Consider the following 24,290-nt stretch of genomic DNA (forward strand, 5'->3'; position numbering starts at 1 on the left):
AAGGGTGGCTTGGGATTCGACCAAGTCACCGCCGCATCAATCATGTCAATTTATTCGGCCTTAGTTTACGTTTCTAGTGTTCTCGGTGGCTTTTTAAGTGACCGGGTCTGGGGGAGCCGTAAGACCGTCTTTATTGGTGGGGTCTTCATCATGTTGGGGCATATCGTGCTCTCAACCCCATTTGGCGTTGGCGCACTATTTGTTTCCATCGCACTGATCGTTATTGGGACCGGGTTATTAAAGCCCAACGTTTCAGATATGGTTGGTCAATTATACACCGCTGAAGATACGCGCCGGGATGCCGGCTTTAGTATTTTCGTCTTCGGGATTAACTTAGGTTCACTGGTCGCACCAATATTAGTTGGCCGAATCGGATTGAGCGTGAACTTCCACTTAGGGTTCTCATTAGCCGCCATCGGGATGTTCTTTGGCCTGTTACAGTACTACTTTGATGGTAAGAAGAACTTAAGTACGGCTAGCCTTTACCCAACTGATCCATTGGAACCCGGTGATATGAAGAAAATCACCACACGGACCACACTGGGTGTCATCGGAATTGCGTTAATCTTACTCTTAATGTGGTTAATGCATGCCTTGACACTCGACAACGTGATCAGTTTGATCAGTATTCTGGTTATTTTGACCCCAATCGTCTACTTTATCTTGATGTTAACGTCTGAAAAGACGAATGCAACTGAACGTTCACGGGTTCGTGCCTACATTCCATTGTTTATTGCCGCAGCGTTATTCTGGGCCATTGAAGAACAAGGATCAGCCGTGTTGGCATTGTTTGCCGCCAACCGCGTTAACCTTAACATTGGTATTTTTCACTTAGCTGCCTCTGATTTCCAAATGTTGAACCCACTGTTCATCATGATTTACACCACACCGTTCGTTTGGTTATGGACGAAGTGGGGTAAGAAGCAACCTAGCTCACCAGCCAAGTTTGCGGTTGGGTTAGTATTCGCCGGTGCTTCATACTTGATCATGGCCATGCCAGGTGCGCTCTTCGGAACTGCCGGTAAAGTTAGCCCACTCTGGTTAGTGGCTAGCTGGGCAGTCGTTGAAATCGCCGAAATGCTGATTTCACCAATTGGGTTATCTGTGACGACTAAGTTAGCGCCAAAAGCGTTCGCTTCACAGATGATGAGTATGTGGTTCCTGACCGACTCTGTTGGTAGTGCAGTTAATGCGCAGATTGTTCGCTTCTACTCAACGAAGACTGAAGTGCCATACTTCGCAATTATTGGGATCGTCAGCGTCTTACTCGGGATCGTGCTGTTTACGATGGTACCGATGATCAAACGGTCAATGCAAGGCGTTCGTTAAACGCAATTTTAATGAAGGTATGTTATCTTATTGATAGCATATCTTTTTTTTGTGAGGAGGAATTGACATCGTACGGCTAGCTTTCAGTAGTGATAATCATTTTGATGTGAATCGGATCGATGCGGCCGCGATGATGCGCGCCCAAGCGACCTGTTTATTGCAACAAGGCGTTCAGTGGTATTTAGTTGCTGGCGACTTGTTCAATGATTTTCAGCGCAGCGAACAGTTTATTGTCGATTTACAGGCGTTATTAGGCGATCAGACCCACGTTTACTGGATTGCGGGTAATCATGACATGGTTCACGGTGTTTCGTTTGACGAGCTTGAAACGGGCCGATTTGCGGGCTATCTCCATAACCGCTACGTTGATATTCCCGGGACGGACTGGCGCGTGATTGGCAATAACGGCTGGTATGATTATCAGTACGCCGCCCAGGAGCCCGACACGACGACGGCCGACTTCTTGCACTGGAAAAATGCGTTTTGGATTGACCGGGCCATTAAACAACCAATGAGCGATGGGGAACGGACGGCGTTAATGCTGAATCAAGTCAAAGCGCAATTGGTCCTGGCAGCCGCTGAACAGAAACAAGTGGTGTTTATGACTCACTTTGTGCCGCGGGCCGACTACTTGCAGTTTGCAACCGGGAAGCGGTTTTGGAATATGGCCAACGCGTTGATGGGGACGCCACGTTTAGGCGAATTATTGGAACAGTTTAATGTCGCCCACGTCTTGTTTGGGCACTTACACGTTCATCCGAAGCCACGGACCTTTGGACAGACGACTTACTACGATCAGGCGGTCGGATATGGCCTCAAACGAATCAATGAATGGCGGGCAACTAATTTCATGGCAGAGTGGTATCAAGATACCCAAATCATTGATTTAAAATAAATTCAAAAAAAGTTTTGAAAAAGCCTTGATTTTTTATTCAAAATTATGTATTCTAATATAGTTGAATGATTCACGGAGGGGTAGCGAAGTCTGGCTAAACGCGGCGGACTGTAAATCCGCTCCTTCGGGTTCGGTGGTTCGAATCCACTCCCCTCCATTTCATTTTTGGGCTATAGCCAAGTGGTAAGGCAACGGGTTTTGATCCCGTGATGCGCTGGTTCGAACCCAGCTAGCCCAATAGATAACACACAATAGTCGTCAATGAGACTCAATGAGCCTTGTATGACGGCTTTTTTGTTGCCAATGACACACAATAAGGCACAATAGGGCACAAATAAAATGCACCACAATTGCACCAAAAGTGCACCACAGAATGCACCACGGATTTATATTAAATGTCCATGTAACGAGCTAGCTTAGAAGCCGCCTCGTTTCGTTGTTTTTTGGTAACGTGTAAATAGATCTGTTGTGTGATCTTTAAATCAGCATGACCGAGAGTTTTAGATACTTCGTTAATAGTGGCACCGGCTTCGAATGATAAAGTACAAAAAGTGTGTCTAAAAGCATGAATCTTTATGCGTCTTAGATCGTATCTTTTACAGATACTACGATTCCAATGGTCAGGCATACTCGGTGAAAGTGGTTGATTATCGTTGCTAGCAAAAACAAGCTGTTTAGGGCTTTTTGAATTGAATCCTAGTTCGAAGTATTGCCTAGCTTGGGTCATCCGCCACTTATGAAGCCATTGCAACGTCTTAGGGTCAATCGTGATAGTGCGATAGCTGCTGTTTGTCTTAGGCGTCTGCACAACAATTCGCCAGTTCTTACCTAGTGATTGTGTCTTATTAACCGTTATTTCGTTGGTTTCAAAGTTAATGTCCCGCCACTGTAATGCTAGTGCCTCGCCACGGCGTAGACCAGTGAACGCTAACAGACGGAACAACATAAAAGCTTGTGGGTTGTCATAATCGTAGGCACAATCAAGAAAATGCACTAGCTCGGACTTCTCATAAAAATCTATGTGAGGTGCTTGCTGGTGCTTCTTTTGTTTAGGAATACTAGTCTTAGCCATTGGGTTACGGGTAGTTAATTCCATCCGGACACCAAAATCAAAGACGCTGATGACATACGTCCTGAAGCGGCGGTACTGTTTGAGACCTTGATTAAGCCAGCTATGCACGATTGATTGGCATTGGGCGACAGTGATACGTTTAACCCGTTGAGATCCTAATACGGGCAATATATGCAATCTGAATATATCTGCTGTCTTAGCCCATGTTGATTCTTTGACTTGTGATTGGTAGTCCTCGCTGAACCACTTTTCGTATAACTCATTAAAAGTAATATCGTTGCTTGATACATAACCTTTTCTAGTAAAATCTGTCTGAACATTGGAAGTCCATAATTGGGCTTCTTTTTTTGTCTTAAAACCACGCTTGTGCATCCGTTTGGCTTTGCCGTTGGTATCTTTACCCACGGATGTAAAAGCCTCCCAGAAAGCACCAGACTTAGTTTTATACTGCTTGAATGTAGCCATATTGATTATTCCTTTCATACCAGCTGGCGGGCAAGGTATGTAGGGCAAAAGTTAAAACAGCACATCTTCGTGACGCATATATTCAACAACATCTCGTTGTTTGTAAACAGTAATAAATTCGTGTTCAGTAGCAGCTTCGTTTTCTTTCAACTTCCAATGAATAATATAGGCAGGTAACCCTGTATTTTTTATTTTCCAAATTTCATCGTTATATTTGCGCTTGGAATTCCCGATTACCATACAAAATCGAAGTAAAAACTCGATTGAAAAATCATGCACCAGTTTTTTTTCTAATTGATTTGATTCTTCCAAAAGATTAGAAAACCGATTGGATTGCTTATTATAAGTGCAATCTATATCTTCTAAATTGTGTGGAAGTGGCGCATGTAAGTAATTTTTAGTTGATAGCGTTGGAGTGTCCTTGGAGTTTGTTACCAGTTTGAAGAATGCAGCCCAATTATTTTCCCCGCTCACTGGGGTAGGACATGAGAAAGAAAACATACTATCGAAATACGTAAAGGTAGTTGTTAATAACATTGACTTGCTTTCATGAGTTGTTTTATTGCTGTGTTCAGCTAGAAAAGTTACAACGTTATCATCAGTAATTGTTAAAGCAGATATAGTGATAACTTCGTCACTGGAAAAACTTAATATTTCATTTGCAGACGTTCCAAGCACATTAATTAAGGTATTTAGTGTGGAAAACTTAATTCCGTTACTTTTATTATCTGCAAGCTGTGTCAGTGTTTTTCTGGATATTTTAGTTAATTTTGATAGTTCCGAGATTGATATATCGTTCCTGTTTAGAATTGAACGTAAATCACTTTCGATCATAGTGAATGGCTCCTAACTATATTGATTTATTACACATTATTGCACTTAAAGGTAACAAAATCAACAAATTATGTGAATTATGGGTTGCACAAGAATTGTCCTGGGTATATCGCATACATATAACAGATATAATGATACCCATAGGAAAGGAATACGCTATGAATAATAATTTTTCTGAAATCTTAGGTGCACGACTGATTTCAATTTCAACCGTACAAGAAGCAACGGGAATTTCGCGTAAAACACTTACTGATTTGTATTATAGAAGAACAAAAAACACTAAATTTGATACGTTACGGAAACTCTGCGACTATTTGCAGATTCCACTTAGTGAGCTGATCGAATACAAGCCGAAACCAGTAGCCAAGTAAAGGAGGCCAAGTATGAACGATTTAGTCACACTGACGTCACAGCGGTTGGACGCCACGGCGTACACGACATCCGATATTATTGCGGATAATACTGGAATTAACCGCCGTTCGTTAAAACGTACGATTCAAAACCATAAAGGACGGTTAGAACATTTTGGAAAGGTGGGAACGGTATTCACACCTTTATCAAGCGGGCAGACGGCAGTTTCTTATCAGCTAAACGAGCGTCAAACAATGCTGCTATTTTTCTATTTGAGCCACACGCCACAAGTTGAAAAGTTTCAGGAGCGACTAGTAAACCAGTTTGCAGTAATGAAACGCGAAATAATTTTGCGTCAGGCTAAGTTTGAACTGGGAAAGGACTTTTCTAAGTCATTGCATGAAGCAATTAGAGAAAGCCCGGCGCTAGGTGAACACGGCCATTTGTATGTGAATATCAACAAGTTGGTGTATAAGCAGGCACTGGGGGTTAACGTGAACGAGTTGCGCAAAGCTCGCGATATTCCTAAGACTGAGGCTATTACTCACTACTTAAGTTCTAGTGAGGCGGATGCAGTCAAGCGGGTTAAGCAGCAAATTAGAACGCTGCTTGAAATGAAGATGGACTACCAGCAAATCAAACAAGCATTGCAGATTCAAGGCGTGATTTACCGTATTGAGTTGCAATTGCCAGCTAAAGCATCCGTCAAATAGGCAAAATTGGCTTTACCGACACTGGAACCTGATTGATAAGGATTGAAAGGCGGTGAGGATAATTACAGAACCGATTAAGGTGTTATTAAGTGATGAACAGGCGCAGGCACTACGAGACTTCGTATACCAGCTAACTACGGATTCAATCAGTCAGGCTAAGCGTGATGTGGGTGCTAGTCAGCAGTGGTTACGCAAGAAGAAAGCGGCGGCGTATGCGGATGTATCAGAGGGAACGTTTGCAGGTTGGACGAAGCAAGGATTAGTAGGTCACGTCATTAATGGATCGGTGCTATTTAATAAGCACGACATAGATTTTTATATCAATCACAATGGGAAAATGAAGTAATAAAATCCGGCTGGCGGGCAATTGCGGTTGATGAACACATAATAAATTCGAGTGAGGATGGTAACTATGATTGGAACACTATTGATGAGTTTAGTTAAGTTTATGATTATTTCAGCGGTTGGCAACGTGTCATTTAAATTGATTGCTAATCCGGGTAAGTATTTCGGTTAGGTAGATTAAGGGGTTAGAACATGAATGAGCGTACAAAAAAGTCCGTGTCTTTACTTTGGCGAGTAACACGGACAGCCTGAAAACACTACTGTTATGGGCTTTTTGTATACTCATTTTACTACAAAATGAGGAGTAAACACAATGGGCAAACCAATTTATGAATTATCAAAGTTAAATGATATTAGTAAGGCGTGCAAGCAGGCCGCTATCACGATAGAACGGGTTAATGTGGCGAATGCTAGTATTTCAGCTATCAGCGAATTAGTTACCCCAACCTTGAAACAGGCAATCACTGGTGACGATAACGTTAATTATTTTGAATTAAATGACGACGAGTTGCGAGACTTCATCGATGAGCAAGGCAATACCATCTATAACACGATGTGTGTATTAACAGAAATGGACGAATTATCAGCGCTTATTGATAGCAAAACAGCCGCTATAAGCGGGGTTATTGATGACATTAATAGCACTGTAAACGGGATTAATGACGATATTAATTCTATTTTGGATGGTGTTAACTCGGATTACAGCGATGATAACTCACAGGGGGCGACTGATCATGAATAATGCGCAAACCCGACTAAACCATGCTAGACCGACTTTACAAGGTACTTTATTGCAACTGGACTACTTACAAGAGCTAGTCAATCAAACGGTAATGCGTGATAGTCAGCGGACTAAAATTAGCCAGCAAATCCATAACATTGAAGTGAACAACCAAGGCGCATTGAAACAACTTGCATCCGTCTATGAAGTCCCGTTAGTCGGGATAGCAAAGTAGGATGGTGAGCGAATGAAAACTAATGATAGACTGACGAGAGCACTACAGCTTGCTCGTGACGGTGTTGTGGTTTACCCCTTAGCAAGTAACAGCAAAGTGCCGTTAAAAGGCACACAGGGCTATAAGGACGCTACCACGGATGTAGAAACGATTAAAGGTTGGTTTGAGCATGTCCCAAGGGCGAACCTTGGCATCCGTTTAGACCAAGCTAAGTTAATCGTGGTGGATATTGACCGACATGGTGATATTGATGGCACGGAAACATTGAGAAAACTTAATCAGCAAGGCAAACCCTTACCGAGTGACACTTATATTGAGCAGACCCCGAATGATGGCTTACATTACTTCTTTAAGTTGCCGGTTAAGCTAGATATGAAACGGCGAACAGGTCTATATCCGGGTATTGATGTGCTGGCTGACTTCGTATTAGTAGCACCGAGCGTGATTAATGGTAGTGCTTATAGGGCGATTGAACCAACTAACGATATTGCTACGGCGCCCCAGTGGTTACTTAATGATCTGCTACCCAATCAACGGATGAACAAGACACCACAGCACGCCTCACAGATTCAAAAGACATGGGCGGGGCGGATGCTTGATGACTTAGTGGCTGGTACTGGCGAGGGTAGTCGCAACAGCTACCTGACTTCGTTATTAGGGAAGATACTACGGACTGGCTGTAATGGAATGACGGCCTACGAGCTACTGCAATATGCTAACGAGCGATTGCAACCGCCACTACCGGATAAAGAGGTTAATACCATTTTCAAATCTATTATTAAACGGACGTAGGAGGTGTCAATGTGTCAGAGGATAAGAACTTAAAGCAAGCCATCCAAGAGCATGACAAGCGGATTAATAACGTCACAGCTTTAAAGGGTGATGATTGGCAAGACCAACTCCGATTAACGACCCAAGGGGCTATTCGGCGGAGTTCGCTATACAATATTTTACTGTTTATTGAAAATGACCCGAATTTAAAAGGTGTGTTGGCCTATAACGAGTTCTCGGATCGAGTGGTGAAGTTACGTTCTAATGATAAAACGGGACTAAAAAAGGGCGATTGGCGAGATACGGATGACTCCTTACTACGGTTTTATTGTGACGCACAATATAACATTTTGCTGTCAAAGGATAACTTGCTGGATAGCATTGTTAAAGCGTCACAGGAACATGGCTTTGACCCGATGAAAGAACGGATTGAAGCAGTGCAGTGGGACGGCCAGCCAAGGGCGGAAACCTTTTTCATTGATTACCTTGGTGCCGAGGATAATCACTATACACGGATGGTAACTCGCAAGTGGTTAGCTGGGGCGATTGCAAGGGTTTATCTTCCTGGAGTGAAATTTGATATTATCCCAATCTTAGAGGGCGCTCAAGGGCTTGGGAAGAGTACCTTGGTGCGTCAGTTGGCACCCGATTACTTCAGTGATGACATGAAGAGCATGAAAGACAAAGACGACTACCAAAAGTTAATGGGGAGCTGGATTATTGAACTTGCTGAACTGTCAGCCATGAATAAGACTGATATTGAGAGCATTAAGAATTTTACTAGTGCCCAGTCTGACTATTACCGCAACACTTATGCACGCCGGCCAGAACAACATCCGCGCCGGAATGTCTTTATTGGTTCGACCAACCATCGAGACTATTTAAAAGACGCCACTGGTGAACGGCGCTTTTATCCAATTAAATGTGGGGTACAGCCCGTTACTAAGAACCCACTAAAGGCGAAGCAAGCTGATATGTTACAAATCCTTGCCGAAGCTAAGACTTGGTTTGACGCTGGCGAAAAGCTTTATTTTGACCAGCAGACGCTTAATGAGGCCAAAACCTATCAACAAGAAGCCCAAGTTATTGATCCCATGCGTGAGGCTGTGAATGATTATCTGACAATGATGGTACCGACTAATTGGGAAGAATTAACGATTAGTGTTAAACAATCATATTTCACGGCTATTGAGAATGGTAATCCGATTGATTCGGATTCAGAAAGCTGGCTACATGCAAAACTAGCACCGAATAAAGAACCAATTCAGCGCACGACTACCCGTGAGATCATGGCTGTTGTTTTTGACCATGCGACTAACAAGTATTTTAGTGGTCGGACTAACACCGAAGCTAAGAAGATTAAGTTGATTATGGATAATATGGAGGGCTGGGAATATAGGCGAACAAGAATGAGCAATAAACAGACACGAGGCTACGTAAGATTAAATTAATCTTTTTTTACTTGTTTAACGTGTCATCGTGTCACAGATAGTCTATAAACCTTGAAACAATAGGGCTAAGGCGTGTGACACGTACCCGTCACAACGTGTCACTACCCGGCACATATTGTGACACGTTATGACACGTTGAGACAGGTAACATCTTCACTTAAACGTTGTTATATCAAGCTTTGCAACACTGTGACGCGTGTGACACGTTTTTCGGCTTTTAAAAAGGTAAAAAATGAAATAAAGCTAATCATAGATCATACAGAGGGCTGGGAATACAGCCAAAATTTAGTTATTAACAGCAAGCGTAGTCGGGGGTATCAACGTCCTTAATTGGTACTTTAGTAAATAACCCGTGTAACCTGTGTAACGTGTGTAATCATTGATATATCAAGGTTTAGGATTCAGTGAACGCGTGTGATACGTGTGTTAACCCGTGTAGAAACTACACACGTTGAGACACGTTACACACGGCTATGGTTTGAAATAAACGTTGCTATATCAGCGTTTTACACAGGTACACACGTTACACGGGTATTTGAGTTTGTAAAAAGGTAAAAAATGAAATAAAGCAGATAAATGAAACGATAAAAAACAACATGGAGGAATTTAAAAATGAAAAAAGAGCGAATTTGGACAGTGCTTCATGGCAAAGACTTGGATCAATTAATTAACCAAGCACATACAGCCAAGCAAGGCAAAGATTATCAAGTTAACAGTATTCAAACCCAGTATTTAAACAATGAGTACGTGGTAACTGTGATTATGGAACGAGCTAAGCCCCAGCATTATGAATTAGTAGAAGACCAATGGCTAGACGGTAATGATTCGTTACCAGCTCCTTGCCGGTTGAGTGACCAGCTAAAGCAATTAGCAAAGAATGGTATGGATTTTGAAGTCGTCAGTTACACCAATGAGAACCGGATTAATAGTGATGGCCGCGATGTTGAATACTCAACGGCACTGTTACGAGTGTACGATGTCTAATCTGGGTGTATTGAGTTCATCCGTCAAATAAGAAAAGGTAGGTGCCATTAAAATGACGTTATCAATGACTGAATTTAAAGTGTTAAACATGTTGCCTCGTGGTGCAGGTTACCCAATGACAACACCTAATATCTGCAAGGTAACCGGGCTTAAAGAACGGGATGTCAGAGAAGCCATTAGTATCTTAATTAATCAACACGGCGTGCCAATTGTCGCTAACCGGAGCGGTCATAATACGGGGATGTTTATTGCAACGGATGAAGCCGAGTTGAATATCGGGGTCACTTCGTTTAAGAACCAAGTTACTACGATGAACGCCCGTATTAGAGCCATAGAGCAAGCTGACTTGAACGGCTGGGAGAAAGCCCTAAGACCAGACATTAAGCGCTTAGAGACACAAGTAAGCCACGATAAGGAGGCTAACTAGTATGCGAGTACTTTACCCTAAGTTAGTTGAAGAAGCCTATAATTACATTGCTAAGGCTGAACCAGCCGTTAAGAATGCGCCTAACGCTGTTAAGTCAGAGATATACAGCAAGATGGTTAATGACGGGATAATTGATGAGAATGGCGAACCAACACAGACAGCTATTGATCGGGGCTTCATTGATGGTGATAGCGAGCTAGATTATGAACCTGATACGCTGGCCGAGTTTAAAGCAATGCACCCATGCTATAAGGAGTATGATGATAGCCATTTCAGCCATACGAAGCAAGGCTGGGTGATTGACAGCTATGTGATGAAGTCGTTATCACTTAAAGCACTGCATGATCCGGACAGTAGCGAAGAACAACGCGCATTCGCCCGTCATGCGCTACAAGAGATTGAATGGTTTAGTTAATAAGCATAAACGAGTATCGTGCTAAAAAGTACGATGCTTTTTTTAGTTGAGCGAAGTTGTCCCGTTAGTTATTTATATGAAAATGGCTTGTTATATCAATGGTTAAAAGGCTTTGATGGCAATATAAAATATTGGAAAATAATGGAATCAAAATGTTAGAAAATGTTAGAAATAAAAAACGGGATAATGCTAACAATTGCTAACCTAAAAGCCGAATAGGGGTTACAAAAGTTTACTAAATGGATAGTATTGTGAAGACTGGAAAGCCTTATAAAGCCTTATGCGGAACGACCTATTAAAACCTATTATTGTTTTGCTGTGTAAACTGCTTGTTTCTGCTAATGTGTGGACTGCTCGTTGGATTGATTGTAGGTCGAAAATTTCGACTTGTCCTGTACAGAGTTAAAAAAAGTGATCGCTACAATTGATTAAGCACGTCTACAACTTGACAAAACATGACATTGTTTTGCAAACTCATAGGGTGCACCCCGTAACACCGATATTTCAACAATATGGTGCAACCCTATGTTGGTAAATGTTGATATTATTCGTACAAAACGGACACCATATAGTAAGTGAAAAGTAACCCGACACGGTTAGATGGTATATTTGGCCGGAGTGCTGTTATATCAACGCTTGATGGCTAATGAGAACTCGTAAAATGTCGGATTATGTCGGATTTTTTACTGGAAAATACTGGAAATTGAACATCACTAGTTAGTTAATAGCTTGAATGCTTGTTATGACTGGCCTTAGAGCTGTTTTAAATAAATGAAAATGTTGGAAAATGTAGGAATGTAAAAACGGATGAGTATGTCAGCTGGCTTAGATGGCGTTGGGTTACTGGTTGGGCTACTTGTGTGCATATAATGCAGACAGTCGTTCGTGAAGTAGCACGGACACCATGTTATAATTCGATTGTGGGGATTAATTGTAGCGTTGCCAGGAATGGCAACATACGTTAAAAGGGATGTTTGCGGGGTGGCTAGCGTCCCTTTTTTTGATGATTAGCAAGTGGTATGATGGGTTTAAGGAGTAGGGCTAGAAAACGTCAGCTGTAAATGCTGGCGCTTTTTAGTCTTTTAGGGAGCGAAAGCATGGAACAGTGGTATCGTAGCGCACGCCAATATTTAAAGCAGTACCGTTTTTACCATGGGATTGTTGAGCAGGCAGTTAATGACTGGGAAGGGGCAGAGAAGCCCAAGCGATTGCAACAAATGGAGTTGTATTGTCAGCGGGTTACTAATGCAATTGATAGCATCCGTGATGAACGTCAAGCCAATCTATTGCGTAATGAGTTCATTGTGGCGGATGGTAGCCAACGGGTGGCCTATGAACTATCGGGACTAAGTAAGTCGCAATATTATGTCATCCGTAAGCAGGCTATGCGTGAATGGTTGCAGTTAATCAATCAACACAAATAAGTTAGAGAAAACTGGAGTTTTAGCGTGTTTTGGATTAATCGTAAACACTGATATAGCAATGCCATTGAACTCTGTTATCATAGCCATAGCATTGTTATTTTATTAACAACCGTACAGAGGGTACGCCTGTTGTACCGATCCTAAAATGTTAGGAAATGTTAGGGTGCAAGTGTAACGGCTTATACGGTTGTAAATAATGGTGCAACAAAAAAGCCATCCGTTAAGATGACTTTATGTATTGCCCGCCAGCATGATTAATCGGTAAATTTATGTGTTTTGAAGATAAAATGCACCAAAAAGTGCACCACGGACTATTTTTGAAGCCTGAAAACACTCGTTATCATTGGTATATCAGCATTTATATATAAGACTGGTTCGAACCCAGCTAGCCCAATTAGGGAAATTCGATAACCGGCAATCAGGTGTAAAAGCCTTGATTGCCGGTTTTTTTGTCGCCAAAATTGCAATTTGCAAGTGCTCGAAACGGCTACGCTGAGATGCAAAGGGTTCCGGCTCTTCGTCAAGTGGAGTTGAGACAATCTTTATGAAGTAGGGTCCCAAGTTCAAATATCGTCATCTCCCTTGGTGATTGAATCCGTATCGGATGGTGCTAAGTGCTAGAGCAGGATTTAAGGACGACATTAGATGCAACCGAATGCTGTGAATGACTTCAACTCGAGCAGAATGTGGGCGATTGATCATGGCTTTCGGTGTGATTAGCTTAGCCGCTGAGCAGCCGCCATTTTAATTGCTTCATTCGAAGATATCCTCAAAAAGAATGAATTTTTATACGCAAAACTGGTATCGCTTTCTTTGCTGATACGGTAAGATAAGATTGAAGTTGGCAGTTAAACCTCGCCTGGAGCAACAAAACCAGCATTACGATAATGCGCTTGGAGCACCTGAACAGCGCCACTTTTCACGCCTTAAAGGGATAGTGACGGCGTTTAAATCCAAGTTCGGGTATAAATGGATATAGGCCAAGTAGATGTCACTGGTAAATGGCAGTTTACGGGCTTGGCGAGCGTTACTATGTGCGTTTGTAGAGTTTGGTGCCTTTTTATCCATGATTAGTGGGACGCACTTTAAGGAACTTTTCTAGGCTGATGGGGGACAAATTGCCACTCGCGCAAAATTACCGTTAGCGGTAAGCTTAGTTCAAGCCTGATTCGTTTTTAGCGAAGCAGGCCTTGCTAACTAAATCATGACGAGGAGGAACCACGAATGCCAGTTACAAAAATTAAGTTACATGAAACCATGACCTACCGCGAACATGCGATTACGAGTAAATCATTTTCCCGCAAACTCGGTATCGACTTACCATTTGCAATGTACGCGATGGCCGCCGGTGAAAGTATCAGTGCCGAACAGTCGACCTTGACGCGACTCTTTGAAGTTGTAGATGGAACGTTGACCGTACAGTTTGCGGATGAGAGCCAACAGACCGTCGCCACTGGAGAAATGCTGGTAGTACCTGCGAATACGGTGCATACTTTGCTCGCAGCGCAGCCCTGCCAGTTTATTCAATTCGAGACCAAGTAAGGTACTATCAAGTTAATCAGTAAGCCTATTGAGGAGGAATTTCAATGAGTTTAATCGACAAAATCGACCATGCCAAAGTGCTTAAATTGACGGACCAAATTCCACTAGATGAGGATCAAGTTAATAGTCGGACGTTGGTTCAGCGTGACGATTTGAGTATGACGCTTTTTTCAATCGCGACCGACCAAGAGATTGGCGGTCATTCGGCGCAAGGTGACGCCATGGTCAATGTTTTGAGCGGTATCGCGGAAGTGACCATTGAAGAAACGGTATATCGCTTGACGGCGGGGCAGTCCATCGTAATTCCTAAGGACGCGCGGCATTCGTTGTATGCGGTGGAAGGCTTTCAGATGTTGCTGGTGGTCGTCAAACCAGCTTAGACGGGTGCTTATGGGAAAGGGACGGTGGTCCGATGGCCGAATATACCTTCATTGGTGACATTCACAGTGCGGCGGATGACCTGGCCGTATTGCTAGCTGATACGAGCATTACGCAAACGCGGCTGATTTTCCTGGGTGATTACATAGATGGAACGGCTGGTCGTCATTTGGGCCATCTCACGCAACCAGCACCGCTGGATCCGTTGGGTGTGATAGCTCAAGTTCAGCAGCGGGTCAGAGATTATGGTGACGTGGCATTGTGTGGCAACCACGATGATTTTTGGGTGCAAACGGCCCGCGGTGATGATGAGGCTGCCGCGACCTGGGTTTTGAATGGCGGGCACCGAACTTGGCGCAAACTCGGCGCAAACTCGGCATTTATACCTCGAATCTGAACACGGTGCGGCGTGCGCTGAATCAGGAACCACTATTAGCGGCGACTAAATTTCTGGCAAGCTTACCAACGATTTGGCAACAAGGACACTTAATTGCGATGCATGCAGGCGTGGATTGGCGATGGCCGTTGGCACAACAGACCCGCGATACGCTACTTTGGATTCGCGACGACTACTATTTTGATAGCGGCGGCCAGCCACACCGCAATTTATTTGACCGAGTACTGGTGACCGGTCATACCCCGGTTCAAAGCTTCGAAAATCCGCAGATGGGGTACGTGAAGCTTCAGGCGGATGCAGAGGACACGCCTCGTTACGTTATCGACGGTGGAAGTCGTTCCGGATTGTTTGATGGTGGTATCTGTGCGCTAACACTGACAACGCAAGGTAAAGTGGCCCGGATGAAACGGGTCATCAACCGTAAAATCTACGACGGCCAACAACTGGTGACGCCGGAAATGGTTAGCGGGAGTTAGTGACGTTCCGTAGTCCTGCATAGATGAAAGTTAATGGCACCTCACACACGCATAAACGTCAGTAAAACGGCCACCATCGGTCAATTGAAGCCGATGGTGGCCGTTTGTGCACGCTGACTAGCAACCGTATCCCTTATAAGAGATACAGCCAGCCTAAGCCACCTAGAATAATTAGAGCCAATAAATTAAGACCAGTAAAGACTTTTAAGAAGTGTCGGAGTGGTTGTTGGTCATCAAAGGACAATTGTTTGAGTGCCAGCAAGTTCGCCAGGGATGCCACTAGTGACCCTAAGCCACCGATGTTGACGCCGATAAATAGCGCTGGCAGCTGCTGGGTGAAGTGGGCGAGTAAAATGACAGCGGGGACATTGCTGATGACTTGGCTTGTCAGGATACTCGTCAAATATACGGTTGATGGCGTCTGAGTTAGCCAAGCCACCCCTTTCGTGACCGTCGTGTTATGGCTGATGGCGCTCACGGAGACGAAGAAGCAGATGAAGGTGAGTAACAGTGCGTAGTCAACTTCATAAAAAGTTTGGCGGTTGATTCCAGCGGCAACGAGCATGCTGATCAGGACCACTAACCAAATCGGTATCAGGCCGAAGATACCCGCCATTATGAGAATTAAGAGCGCACCTGTCAATAGTGCTTTGTTGGTGTCGACAGATTGACACTCTGTTTGCGGTGGCACTAGTGGTTGTCGTGGTAACCAGTGACTAAGGACCAATAATAAGCCGAGACTCGCTAACATGAGCGGGGTCGATAACTGAAAAAATTGCCCTAAGTTGACGTGGAAGAAGGTTACGAGAAACAAGTTTTGGGGATTGCCAATCGGCGTAAATGCACTGCCAAGATTAGCAGCCATGACTATTAGGGTGACTGGGTAAGCAATTGACAAACGTTGCTGCCGTGCAACGACCGTAAAAAGTGGAATTAGTGTTAAAATCGCGACATCGTTAGTCAATAGCATGGCACCGCCAAAGGCCAGTAAGATGAAGAACTGACACATTTGCCGGGTGTTTGCAGATTTTTGAAGAAGCCAGTCACTCAAACGATTGAGCAGGTGTAGTGCGCGCAATAATTGAACGCAGAGCATCAAGGCAAATAGCGTGCCGATAGTTGTCCAATTGATGTCCTGGATGCTCGGCGTGCCAATCAACAGACTCATAATGGCACAAGTTAAGGTAATCAGGAAGATTTTGTCGCGTAACGTTCGCTTCAGAATGGTCGCCAAGGCCCGCACCTCCTCGTAGCTAGATTGGCCTTAACTTAACCATACTGAAGGTGGACCTGTAAACTGATATACATCTCCCTCTCGTCAAACCTCGCTTAGCTGGCGGACTGTGGGTGACGTATCCGAGGCCATTGCAGGAATCAGCTTGACAGTGGATGTTTTGCTAAGCAGTGTCGGGGGTGCAATGGGAACCGGGCATGTTAAAGTAAAAAAAAACGGTTTGAAGCTCGCAAACTTCAAACCGTTTTGATTTGTTATCGATTATTGTTCATCATATAATCAGGCGTCATGCCGGTGTGCCGACTGGCCAAAGAACCACAGATAAGCGCCATAAATCGCGTTGGCCAACATCACGAGTTGGAGTGCCAACATCGATGCCGCGGCTGGACTGAAGCCTCTCAATTGGTTGAACCAAATGATGACGTTAATGACGTCCAACGTGATCCAAGCGACCCACTGAGAACGATAGCCGTTGACCATCAACACGCTACCGACGATACCTAGTGGGAGTAACGTCGCATCTAAGTAGATTTGATTCCCGTTCAGTTGCTTACTAAAGTGTAAGACGATCGCATAGACGAGTACTGCTAAGATGAACCAGCTCAGCCCAGCAAGTTTGCTGAGCTTGCGGCCAGTCAATTCACTGGAGTCCGCTTGGGCTGCCATTTTGCGGTGCCAGACAGTGATTCCAACAAACTGCATGACGAGGTAAAAGGACTGCGCTGCAATGTCACCAATCAGCCGATTCGTGATTGCAGTGGTCAGCCACGCCGCACAGGCAATGATGCCCCAGCTGTAGTTGGTCAAGCGACCCTGGTCAACTAAAATCAGGTTGATGACCACGGTAATCCCGGTGAGTAGACCGATCCAGCCATGCAAGCTGTAGTCTTTTCCCAAGATAAAGCCTAAAATCGTGACGATCAACATGGTGGCCATCATCAGTTTGGTCGCTGGGCGTAGCGTTCTTAATTCGGTAACGCCCCGTTGCCAGTTGAAGACGGCGCGCATCGCCGTTGGTAGCGTGGTGACATCCTGCTTGAGTTGCCGGACTAGCATGTTCAAATTGTGCAGTGCCCGTTTGCTTTGATTCATATTAAATAACACTCCTTAGTTGTTTTTAGACAGCCGTGATCGGAAGCAACGCTGTTTATTTAATGTTACACGTTAGCCCGTTTGTGGGGGGCTGTCAACAGTGGGGCGGGCCAGTTAAACCGTGTTATTAATACGTTAATGGGGAAGAGGCTATTCATAACCAAGAGATGCCCCGTTCAACTCTGTAGGCAATATTTATTTATTCATGGCACGATTCAGTTTGCCGAGCGATTAATCACCCACATTGACTGAAATATTGGTATAGTAGAATAGTAACCGGGAATCGAGTCTGAGTCTCGGATGGTACGAAGATTGGTTTATAATAATCACAATAAATTGTCATTGATGAAGGAGCGGTTTACGGATGAAAATCGGATTTATTGGTGCCGGGAACATGGGACGGGCCATTATTGATGGGTGGCTGAAACAACAAGCAGTCACCCCAGCAGATATCTACCTGCACAGTGCCCATGCGGCGAGCTATCAACCCTACGCGCAAGCAAATGGGTTGAACGCCTGTGACACGAACCTGGCCGTCGCACAAGCGGCAGACGTGATCGTACTCGCGGTGAAGCCCAACATTGCGCTTGACGCACTCAAAGAAGTTCAATCAGCTTTAACGGGCAAGTGGGTCATCACGATGGTCTCTGGACTCAATTTGGCAGACTATGCGACGGTCATGCTTGACTTGCCAGTACTGCGGATCATGCCAAACGTCAACGTGGCGATTGGTGCCGGGATGACGGCGCTAGTTGGTAATGACGCCTTGACGACCGAACAATATGCGGCGGGACAACGGTTGTTTGATGCGATTGGTGCGACCAGCGCAGTCGCTGAAAAGGACTTTCCAACCTTTTCAGCCTTGGCCGGCAGTTCGCCAGCTTACATTTACTTCTTTATTGATGCGATGGCGCGCGCGGGAGTCAAGCATGGGCTAAGCAAGGATGCTGCGACCAAAATCGCCGCTCAGGCAACGTTGGGCAGTGCCCAAAATGTCTTAGCTTCAGACAAAATTCCGTTTGATCTGATCGACCAGGTCTCGTCACCGGGTGGCACAACGGTCGCTGGTTTATTAGCGATGGAAGAAGCTGGCTTTATGACGGCTGTCGTGAAGGGAATCGATGCGACGATCGCCAAAGAACTCGGCGAATAACAAAATACTTGGTGCTGGTGGTTGCAAGCTTGGTCTATACCGATTATAATTAAACCAGTAAATCCAAGGAGGAATTGTTCATGAGCAAAGTGTTAAAACATGCCATCATTTATACGGGGTTAGAAAAAATTGATGACGGCTACATTCGTTTCGGTAAGGAAATTGAAGCGGTTGGTCCAATGGATGAATACGTGGCCCAACCCGACGATGATATCGAATTTGTGAGTGGCAAGACGATTGTACCGGGCTTTATCGATGTTCATAGCCATGGTGGTTATAGTTTTGATTCAATGGACGGGAATCCAGCTGAAATTAACGAAATGGTTAATGATATGGTTGCCCGTGAAGGGATTACGTCATATTTCTGCACGACGATGACCCAATCCAACGAAAACTTAGATCATTCGATGGAAGGCATCAATAAGGCGGCTGAAGAAAATCCAGTGATCCAAGGGGTTCATTTGGAAGGCCCATTCATTTCTGCCACGTTTAAAGGCGCCCAACCAGAAAAGTATATTAAGAATCCTAACGTTGACTTACTGGACAACTGGAACAAGTTATCTGGTGGCCGCGTCAAGTTAATTACTTACGCACCAGAAGATCCTGGTTCGCGTGAATTCGAAAAGTATTGCTTGGAAAACGGTATCGTGCCTTCAGTTGGACACAGTAACGCGACTCGTGAACAATTATTAGCAAGTAAGGCGACCCACGTCACTCATTTATACAATGCGCAACGTGAATTTAAGCACCGCGAACCAGGGGTTACTGGCCATGCCATGCTTGAAAACAACATGTATTGCGAATTGATTTGTGATGGCTTCCATATCGTTCCAGATATGATTAAGTTAGCCTATGAACAAAAAGGGGTCGACCGGATCGAATTAGTCACTGATTCAATGCGTGCCAAGGGTGAACCTGATGGCATTAGTGAATTAGGTGGCCAAAAAGTGATCGTTAAGGATGGTCAAGCGCGCCTTGAAGAAGGTAACTTGGCTGGTTCAGTCTTAACATTTATCAACGCCTTCAAGAATATTCAAAAATTCACTGGCTGTGGTATTGCGGAAGCCGTTAAGATGGCCTCAGTTAACCAAGCGCGTGAATTTGGATTAACGAAGAAGGGGACTTTGGAAGCCGGCAAGGACGCGGATATCAACATCCTGGACGGTAACCAAGACTTAGTCGCAACTTATAGCTACGGTAAAAAAGCAGCTAAATAAATTAGAAGTAAGGGATGAGTACCATGAGTTCGCCAATTTATATTCAAATCCACAACCAAATTAAGCAGGCGATTGAAGCAGGTCGGTGGGCCGTTGGTGACCGGATTCCGTCCGAGCGGGAACTGGCCGGTCAGTTCGATGTGAGTCGGATGACCCTTCGGCAAGCAATCCAAACGTTGGTTGACGAAGGAATATTAGAGCGGCGAGTCGGCGCCGGCACGTTTGTCGCCAACCAAAAGGTACAAGAAAAGATGTCCGGTGTCACCAGTTTTACTGATTTAATGCTGGCTCAGGGCAAAGTCCCATCGAGTAAAACGATTTCTTACCACGTGACCAGTCCGTCACTGTCTGAAAGTGAAAAGTTGGCCCTGAAAGCCAACGAACAAGTGCTACGGATGGAACGGATTCGCTACGGCGATGATGTGCCGATTTGTTTTGAGGTTGCGACGGTGCCAGAACGGCTCGTTAAGCAATTTACAAAGGATGAAATCACCAGTTCGCTATACCGGACATTAGAAGAAAAAGCGAGTTTGATGCCCGGCAAGGCCCAACAAACGGTTTCAGCGATGTCAGCGTCCGAACGAATCGCGGAATATTTATCCGTTCGCCGTGGCGACGCCCTCTTACGATTACGACAAATTTCGTATTTACAAACGGGTGAACCGTTTGAATATGTGCGTACGCAATACGTGGGCAACCGGTTCGAATTTTATCTCGAAAAGTAACCAGTGACGTGCTGACTCAGTGGTCAAACCGTTACCGGTGGTGAAAAGGTCAAAATAAATAGCTCGGCTAGAAATTAATCTAGTCGAGCTATTTTGATGCCTAAAATACATGCCCCACTCATCAGTTAGACTGATTGACTAGTGGGCTTGCTGCCGGGCGATCTTTTTGACCAGCCGCAAGTAACGGGGCAAGACCAGCATGCGTTTGAAACGCGTTGGTTCTTGAATTAAGCGGTACAGCCATTCGATATGATGCTTTTGCCAGAATAACGGCGCACGTTTGACCGCACCTGCGATCACGTCGAAGCTACCGCCAACACCCATCCAGAGCGCATCGACGCGTTGTCGATATTGCGCAATGAAGAATTCCTGCTTGGGGAAGCCAGTCGCGACAAAAATCATGTCAGGTTTGGCGGCAACGATCTCATCCACCACGGCCTGTTCGTCATCATAATAGCCATCCCGTGCGCCCGCAACAACGATCCCGGGATAGTCGCGCTGAACGATGGTTGCAACTTGTTGTAAGACGGCTGGTTTGGCACCTAATAAAAAGATGCGTTGGTGTTGTTGGCCACCCCATTTCAACAACGTTAATAGCGTATCGTAGCCGGTAATCCGCTCTGGTAATGGCGTGCCCAGAATCTGAGCGCCCTGGATGACACCGATGCCGTCGGGCGTAATATAATCGGCTTGGGTGAGCACGTGCTGATAATCAGGATGTTCACGGGCATACATCAGAATTTCAGGATTGGCGGTCACCACGAACCGGTTATGGTGGGCCAAAATATCCGTTTGGAGTTGCTGGACGAAGCCAGCGTTAGTTGTCTTGATAAACGGGACGTTTAAGATGGCAACCGTGTCAAAAGGTGCTGACATAAGGAACCTCGCTTTCTAATCATAATTAAAGTATAGGTAAATCACGGAATTCTGCAACTTTTTGAGTACTTAAGCGCATTCCTTTTATAAAAAATGCTAAAATAAGCTTAACTTACTGTAAATACGGTTATTACCTACGAAATGGAGAATTATACTCATGACGCAAATCTATCCGGATGATAGTTTCACCTTGCATACGGATGCTTATCAGATCAATATGATCCAAACCTACTGGGAACAAGGAATTCATAACAAGCATGCGGTGTTTGAAGTGTTCTTCCGTAAGATGCCGTTCCAAAATGGTTACGCGGTGTTTGCGGGTCTGGAACGAGTAGTTAATTATATCAATCATTTACATTTTACGGCAACCGACATCGCGTACTTACGCGAACTCGGCGGTTATTCAGATGGCTTTTTAGATTATTTAAAGAATTTTAAATTTGATGCCACGATTCGGGCCGTTCGTGAAGGGGACCTAGTCTTTAACAACGAACCGCTATTACAAGTCGAAGGGCCACTGGCAACCTGCCAATTGATTGAAACAGCGTTATTAAATATTATCAATTATCAGACGTTGATCGCGACGAAAGCAGCGCGTATCAAGTCGGTCGTTGGTGAAGACGGCTTGCTAGAATTTGGGACGCGGCGTGCCCAAGAATTCGACGCGGCGATTTGGGGCACCCGGGCCGCTTATATCGGTGGCTTCGATGCCACGAGTAACGTGCGGGCCGGCAAAATTTTTGGTATTCCAATCAGCGGAACGCACGCACACGCGCTCGTGCAGACTTATCGAAATGATTATGAAGCGTTCAAAGCCTACGCCGAAACACATCACAACTGTGTCTTCTTAGTCGATACGTACGATACGCTACGTAGCGGGGTGCCAAGTGCGATTCGGGTGGCCAAGGAAATGGGCGACAAGATCAATTTCCAAGGCGTCCGCATTGATAGTGGTGATATGGCGTACTTGTCTAAACGGGTGCGGGAGCAGCTGGACGAAGCTGGTTTCCCAGATGCCAAGATTTATGCCTCGAACGATTTAGACGAGAAGACGATTCAAAACTTGAAGATGCAAGGCGCCAAAATCAGTGTCTGGGGCGTCGGAACTAAACTCATCACGGCGTTTGACCAACCAGCGCTGGGGGCCGTCTACAAGATGGTTTCGATTGAAAATGACCACCATCAGATGGTCGATACGATCAAACTGTCGAATAACGCGGAAAAAGTTTCAACGCCGGGCCAAAAGCAGGTGTGGCGGATTACGAAACGTGCGGATGGCAAGTCTGAAGGCGATTACGTGACCTTGTATGACGAAGATCCTCGTAACGAAGAGTCGATTTACATGTTCCATCCAAGCTACACGTATATCAACAAAACGGTCAGTGACTTTGACGCGCGGCCATTACTCGTACCAATTTACGACCGGGGCCAACAAGTTTATCAACTGCCGACCTTGGATGAAATTCGTCAGTATTCGTTTGAAAGTCTGGATGCCTTGTGGGATGAGTACAAGCGTGACCTGAACCCTCAGGATTACCCAGTCGACTTGTCACAGAAGCTGTATGACCATAAAATGAATATTATTAATACAGTTAGAGACTATGTTAACCACAAAGATGAGGAAGGAGCCTACTAATGCGGGCATTACAAGCTGAAATTATCAAAGCGTTACATGTAGCACCAACGATTGATCCAGAAACCGAAATTCGGCGGAGTGTGGACTTTTTAAAAGCCTACCTCAAGAAAAACACGTTTTTGAAGAGTTACGTCCTCGGCATTTCAGGCGGGCAAGACTCGACCTTAGCTGGTAAATTAACGCAAATGGCAATCACCGAAATGCGCCAAGAGACGGGCGATGACAGTTACCAATTCATCGCCGTCCGGTTACCATACGGCAATCAAGCGGATGAAGCGGATGCGATGGCAGCGATTGACTTCATGCAAGCCGACGTGACGGATCGTGTTGATATTCAACCGGCAACGGATGCGATGGTCACGGCACTTGAAGCCAACCAACTGACGATTCACGATTTCAATAAGGGTAATATTAAAGCCCGTCAACGGATGATCGTTCAATATGGGATTGCAGGCGAGATGCACGGGGCGGTGGTCGGAACTGACCACGCTGCCGAAGCCGTGACTGGTTTTTATACTAAATACGGTGACGGGGGTGCCGACGTGGTTCCGCTATGGCGGCTCAACAAGCGTCAAGGGAAGCAATTACTGGCAGCCCTGAATGCACCTAAGCACTTGTACGACAAGGTCCCAACCGCTGACCTGGAAGAAGACCGGCCAGCCTTACCTGATGAAGTTGCACTTGGCGTCCGTTATGATGACATCGACGATTACCTTGAAGGGCGGACTATCAGTGACGCGGCTGCAGAAAAGATAGAAGCCTGGTACTTGAAGACGGCTCACAAGCGGCACGCAGCCATTACGGTATTTGACGATTTCTGGAAGTAACCCCAGTTCGTCTGATTATGACAATTGAGATTCAAATGATTAGTTAAAAACGAGATTCGGATGAGCCTTTTGAAGCGGCCCATGCGAATCTCGTTTTTTAGGTGCTTGTGTTCAAACCAGTTATATCACAGGTTTATTTATTAGCGTTGGAACTGAAACGTGGTCTATTGTAAGCAAACGCAGATGCCTTTTGAAACGTGCTGGTTCTTAAGTTCAAATGCAGCCAGCTTAGACCCGCTGGAAGCAGTGCGAGTTACCGTAAACTTTCTGTTGTAGTTGCGTCCTAGTCCGGCTTCCAGGCATTC

General features: G+C 45.0%; 27 protein-coding genes and 2 tRNA genes. 24 read left to right on the forward strand and 5 right to left on the reverse strand.

What is annotated here, in order from left to right; translation table 11 throughout:
* From KGF65_RS07885 to KGF65_RS07900, 4 genes are all read left to right on the forward strand, one after another.
* The coding region (locus KGF65_RS07885) for a peptide MFS transporter (protein WP_216748300.1) at positions 1-1,329 on the forward strand (1,329 nt) is incomplete at its 5' end.
* Between the two features lie 61 nt (positions 1,330-1,390).
* On the forward strand, positions 1,391-2,224 hold the full coding sequence (locus KGF65_RS07890) for a metallophosphoesterase (protein WP_216748347.1): 834 nt from the start codon (positions 1,391-1,393) through the stop codon (positions 2,222-2,224).
* A gap of 74 nt (positions 2,225-2,298) precedes the next feature.
* A tRNA-Tyr gene (locus tag KGF65_RS07895) sits at positions 2,299-2,381 on the forward strand.
* Positions 2,382-2,390: 9 nt separating this feature from the next.
* Positions 2,391-2,462 (forward strand) — tRNA-Gln (locus tag KGF65_RS07900).
* A gap of 153 nt (positions 2,463-2,615) precedes the next feature.
* On the opposite strand, the gene KGF65_RS07905 is transcribed toward KGF65_RS07900, so the two are convergent.
* Positions 2,616-3,761: a site-specific integrase gene (locus tag KGF65_RS07905; protein ID WP_216748301.1), complete on the reverse strand. Its 1,146-nt coding sequence runs from the start codon at positions 3,759-3,761 to the stop codon at positions 2,616-2,618.
* Between the two features lie 51 nt (positions 3,762-3,812).
* Positions 3,813-4,595 carry a helix-turn-helix transcriptional regulator gene (locus KGF65_RS07910; RefSeq protein ID WP_216748302.1) on the reverse strand — a complete coding sequence of 261 codons (783 nt, stop codon included), beginning with the start codon at positions 4,593-4,595 and terminating at the stop codon, positions 3,813-3,815.
* A gap of 5 nt (positions 4,596-4,600) precedes the next feature.
* Here KGF65_RS07910 and KGF65_RS17415 point away from each other — a divergent pair, with 5 nt between their 5' ends.
* The 15 genes from KGF65_RS17415 to KGF65_RS17035 all read left to right on the forward strand — a co-directional run bounded on the left by KGF65_RS17415 (position 4,601) and on the right by KGF65_RS17035 (position 15,225).
* The gene (locus KGF65_RS17415; protein ID WP_313819595.1) at positions 4,601-4,966 is read left to right on the forward strand and encodes a helix-turn-helix transcriptional regulator; all 366 of its coding nucleotides are present in this window, start codon (positions 4,601-4,603) and stop codon (positions 4,964-4,966) included.
* A 12-nt stretch (positions 4,967-4,978) separates the two neighbouring features.
* Positions 4,979-5,659: a Rha family transcriptional regulator gene (locus tag KGF65_RS07920; protein WP_216748303.1), complete on the forward strand. Its 681-nt coding sequence runs from the start codon at positions 4,979-4,981 to the stop codon at positions 5,657-5,659.
* A 52-nt stretch (positions 5,660-5,711) separates the two neighbouring features.
* Positions 5,712-6,005, forward strand: coding sequence for a hypothetical protein (locus tag KGF65_RS07925; protein WP_216748304.1), 294 nt, complete (start codon positions 5,712-5,714; stop codon positions 6,003-6,005).
* Positions 6,006-6,317: 312 nt separating this feature from the next.
* A complete protein-coding gene (locus KGF65_RS07930) occupies positions 6,318-6,746 on the forward strand; it encodes a hypothetical protein (protein WP_216748305.1) in 429 nt (142 codons plus the stop codon).
* On the forward strand, positions 6,739-6,960 hold the full coding sequence (locus KGF65_RS07935) for a hypothetical protein (RefSeq protein ID WP_216748306.1): 222 nt from the start codon (positions 6,739-6,741) through the stop codon (positions 6,958-6,960). The genes KGF65_RS07930 and KGF65_RS07935 overlap by 8 nt, the downstream gene beginning before the upstream one ends.
* A gap of 12 nt (positions 6,961-6,972) precedes the next feature.
* On the forward strand, positions 6,973-7,752 hold the full coding sequence (locus KGF65_RS07940) for a bifunctional DNA primase/polymerase (protein ID WP_216748307.1): 780 nt from the start codon (positions 6,973-6,975) through the stop codon (positions 7,750-7,752).
* 11 nt (positions 7,753-7,763) lie between these two features.
* Positions 7,764-9,182 (forward strand): virulence-associated E family protein, encoded by a 1,419-nt coding sequence (locus KGF65_RS07945; protein ID WP_216748308.1) that lies wholly within the window; start codon positions 7,764-7,766, stop codon positions 9,180-9,182.
* Positions 9,183-9,794: 612 nt separating this feature from the next.
* Positions 9,795-10,166: a hypothetical protein gene (locus KGF65_RS07950; RefSeq protein ID WP_114637829.1), complete on the forward strand. Its 372-nt coding sequence runs from the start codon at positions 9,795-9,797 to the stop codon at positions 10,164-10,166.
* Between the two features lie 52 nt (positions 10,167-10,218).
* Positions 10,219-10,593, forward strand: a complete 375-nt coding sequence (locus tag KGF65_RS07955) for a hypothetical protein (protein ID WP_027822221.1) — start codon at positions 10,219-10,221, stop codon at positions 10,591-10,593.
* 1 nt (position 10,594) lies between these two features.
* A complete protein-coding gene (locus KGF65_RS07960) occupies positions 10,595-11,008 on the forward strand; it encodes a hypothetical protein (protein WP_216748309.1) in 414 nt (137 codons plus the stop codon).
* A gap of 1,097 nt (positions 11,009-12,105) precedes the next feature.
* Complete coding sequence (locus KGF65_RS07965; protein ID WP_216748310.1) at positions 12,106-12,432, forward strand: hypothetical protein; 327 nt, start codon at positions 12,106-12,108, stop codon at positions 12,430-12,432.
* Positions 12,433-13,656: 1,224 nt separating this feature from the next.
* Positions 13,657-13,974, forward strand: a complete 318-nt coding sequence (locus tag KGF65_RS07970; protein ID WP_050339277.1) for a cupin domain-containing protein — start codon at positions 13,657-13,659, stop codon at positions 13,972-13,974.
* A 44-nt stretch (positions 13,975-14,018) separates the two neighbouring features.
* A complete protein-coding gene (locus KGF65_RS07975) occupies positions 14,019-14,354 on the forward strand; it encodes a cupin domain-containing protein (protein ID WP_101874056.1) in 336 nt (111 codons plus the stop codon).
* A 32-nt stretch (positions 14,355-14,386) separates the two neighbouring features.
* Positions 14,387-14,749, forward strand: a complete 363-nt coding sequence (locus tag KGF65_RS17030; protein WP_253954404.1) for a metallophosphoesterase — start codon at positions 14,387-14,389, stop codon at positions 14,747-14,749.
* Positions 14,704-15,225 (forward strand): hypothetical protein, encoded by a 522-nt coding sequence (locus KGF65_RS17035; RefSeq protein ID WP_253954405.1) that lies wholly within the window; start codon positions 14,704-14,706, stop codon positions 15,223-15,225. Before KGF65_RS17030 ends, KGF65_RS17035 begins: the two co-directional genes overlap by 46 nt.
* A 133-nt stretch (positions 15,226-15,358) precedes the next feature.
* Here the strand turns inward: KGF65_RS17035 and KGF65_RS07985 are convergent, their stop codons facing one another.
* The gene (locus KGF65_RS07985; protein ID WP_101874054.1) at positions 15,359-16,459 is read right to left on the reverse strand and encodes an SLC13 family permease; all 1,101 of its coding nucleotides are present in this window, start codon (positions 16,457-16,459) and stop codon (positions 15,359-15,361) included.
* A 279-nt stretch (positions 16,460-16,738) separates the two neighbouring features.
* Positions 16,739-17,551, reverse strand: coding sequence for a nicotinamide riboside transporter PnuC (gene pnuC, locus KGF65_RS07990; RefSeq protein WP_216748311.1), 813 nt, complete (start codon positions 17,549-17,551; stop codon positions 16,739-16,741).
* 364 nt (positions 17,552-17,915) lie between these two features.
* Between pnuC and proC the strand changes: the two genes are divergently transcribed.
* The 3 genes from proC to KGF65_RS08005 all read left to right on the forward strand — a co-directional run bounded on the left by proC (position 17,916) and on the right by KGF65_RS08005 (position 20,646).
* A complete protein-coding gene (gene proC, locus KGF65_RS07995) occupies positions 17,916-18,704 on the forward strand; it encodes a pyrroline-5-carboxylate reductase (protein WP_216748312.1) in 789 nt (262 codons plus the stop codon).
* 80 nt (positions 18,705-18,784) lie between these two features.
* The gene (gene nagA, locus KGF65_RS08000; protein ID WP_003637724.1) at positions 18,785-19,921 is read left to right on the forward strand and encodes an N-acetylglucosamine-6-phosphate deacetylase; all 1,137 of its coding nucleotides are present in this window, start codon (positions 18,785-18,787) and stop codon (positions 19,919-19,921) included.
* Between the two features lie 23 nt (positions 19,922-19,944).
* Positions 19,945-20,646 (forward strand): GntR family transcriptional regulator, encoded by a 702-nt coding sequence (locus KGF65_RS08005; RefSeq protein ID WP_050339271.1) that lies wholly within the window; start codon positions 19,945-19,947, stop codon positions 20,644-20,646.
* 138 nt (positions 20,647-20,784) lie between these two features.
* On the opposite strand, the gene KGF65_RS08010 is transcribed toward KGF65_RS08005, so the two are convergent.
* Positions 20,785-21,522: a WecB/TagA/CpsF family glycosyltransferase gene (locus tag KGF65_RS08010; protein ID WP_050339270.1), complete on the reverse strand. Its 738-nt coding sequence runs from the start codon at positions 21,520-21,522 to the stop codon at positions 20,785-20,787.
* Between the two features lie 157 nt (positions 21,523-21,679).
* On the opposite strand from KGF65_RS08010, the gene KGF65_RS08015 reads away from it, so the two are divergent.
* Both KGF65_RS08015 and nadE read left to right on the forward strand, forming a co-directional pair.
* On the forward strand, positions 21,680-23,158 hold the full coding sequence (locus KGF65_RS08015; protein ID WP_050339269.1) for a nicotinate phosphoribosyltransferase: 1,479 nt from the start codon (positions 21,680-21,682) through the stop codon (positions 23,156-23,158).
* Entirely contained in the window at positions 23,158-23,985 is an 828-nt protein-coding gene (gene nadE, locus KGF65_RS08020) for an ammonia-dependent NAD(+) synthetase (protein WP_003637728.1), read from the forward strand. The genes KGF65_RS08015 and nadE overlap by 1 nt, the downstream gene beginning before the upstream one ends.
* The last annotated feature ends 305 nt before the right edge of the window (positions 23,986-24,290 follow it).

The sequence above is a fragment of the Lactiplantibacillus sp. 30.2.29 genome (genome assembly GCF_018991255.1).
In the GTDB taxonomy this organism is placed as follows: domain Bacteria; phylum Bacillota; class Bacilli; order Lactobacillales; family Lactobacillaceae; genus Lactiplantibacillus; species Lactiplantibacillus pentosus.

Coding starts and splice junctions, on each gene's coding strand:
- KGF65_RS07905 (WP_216748301.1), bottom strand. CDS start 3,761: ATGGCTACATTCAAGCAGTATAAAACTAAGTCTGGTGCTTTCTGGGAG.
- KGF65_RS07910 (WP_216748302.1), bottom strand. CDS start 4,595: ATGATCGAAAGTGATTTACGTTCAATTCTAAACAGGAACGATATATCA.
- KGF65_RS17415 (WP_313819595.1), top strand. CDS start 4,601: ATGGCTCCTAACTATATTGATTTATTACACATTATTGCACTTAAAGGT.
- KGF65_RS07920 (WP_216748303.1), top strand. CDS start 4,979: ATGAACGATTTAGTCACACTGACGTCACAGCGGTTGGACGCCACGGCG.
- KGF65_RS07930 (WP_216748305.1), top strand. CDS start 6,318: ATGGGCAAACCAATTTATGAATTATCAAAGTTAAATGATATTAGTAAG.
- KGF65_RS07935 (WP_216748306.1), top strand. CDS start 6,739: ATGAATAATGCGCAAACCCGACTAAACCATGCTAGACCGACTTTACAA.
- KGF65_RS07940 (WP_216748307.1), top strand. CDS start 6,973: ATGAAAACTAATGATAGACTGACGAGAGCACTACAGCTTGCTCGTGAC.
- KGF65_RS07950 (WP_114637829.1), top strand. CDS start 9,795: ATGAAAAAAGAGCGAATTTGGACAGTGCTTCATGGCAAAGACTTGGAT.
- KGF65_RS07955 (WP_027822221.1), top strand. CDS start 10,219: ATGACGTTATCAATGACTGAATTTAAAGTGTTAAACATGTTGCCTCGT.
- KGF65_RS07960 (WP_216748309.1), top strand. CDS start 10,595: ATGCGAGTACTTTACCCTAAGTTAGTTGAAGAAGCCTATAATTACATT.
- KGF65_RS07965 (WP_216748310.1), top strand. CDS start 12,106: ATGGAACAGTGGTATCGTAGCGCACGCCAATATTTAAAGCAGTACCGT.
- KGF65_RS07970 (WP_050339277.1), top strand. CDS start 13,657: ATGCCAGTTACAAAAATTAAGTTACATGAAACCATGACCTACCGCGAA.
- KGF65_RS07975 (WP_101874056.1), top strand. CDS start 14,019: ATGAGTTTAATCGACAAAATCGACCATGCCAAAGTGCTTAAATTGACG.
- KGF65_RS17030 (WP_253954404.1), top strand. CDS start 14,387: ATGGCCGAATATACCTTCATTGGTGACATTCACAGTGCGGCGGATGAC.
- pnuC (WP_216748311.1), bottom strand. CDS start 17,551: ATGAATCAAAGCAAACGGGCACTGCACAATTTGAACATGCTAGTCCGG.
- proC (WP_216748312.1), top strand. CDS start 17,916: ATGAAAATCGGATTTATTGGTGCCGGGAACATGGGACGGGCCATTATT.
- nagA (WP_003637724.1), top strand. CDS start 18,785: ATGAGCAAAGTGTTAAAACATGCCATCATTTATACGGGGTTAGAAAAA.
- KGF65_RS08005 (WP_050339271.1), top strand. CDS start 19,945: ATGAGTTCGCCAATTTATATTCAAATCCACAACCAAATTAAGCAGGCG.
- KGF65_RS08010 (WP_050339270.1), bottom strand. CDS start 21,522: ATGTCAGCACCTTTTGACACGGTTGCCATCTTAAACGTCCCGTTTATC.
- KGF65_RS08015 (WP_050339269.1), top strand. CDS start 21,680: ATGACGCAAATCTATCCGGATGATAGTTTCACCTTGCATACGGATGCT.
- nadE (WP_003637728.1), top strand. CDS start 23,158: ATGCGGGCATTACAAGCTGAAATTATCAAAGCGTTACATGTAGCACCA.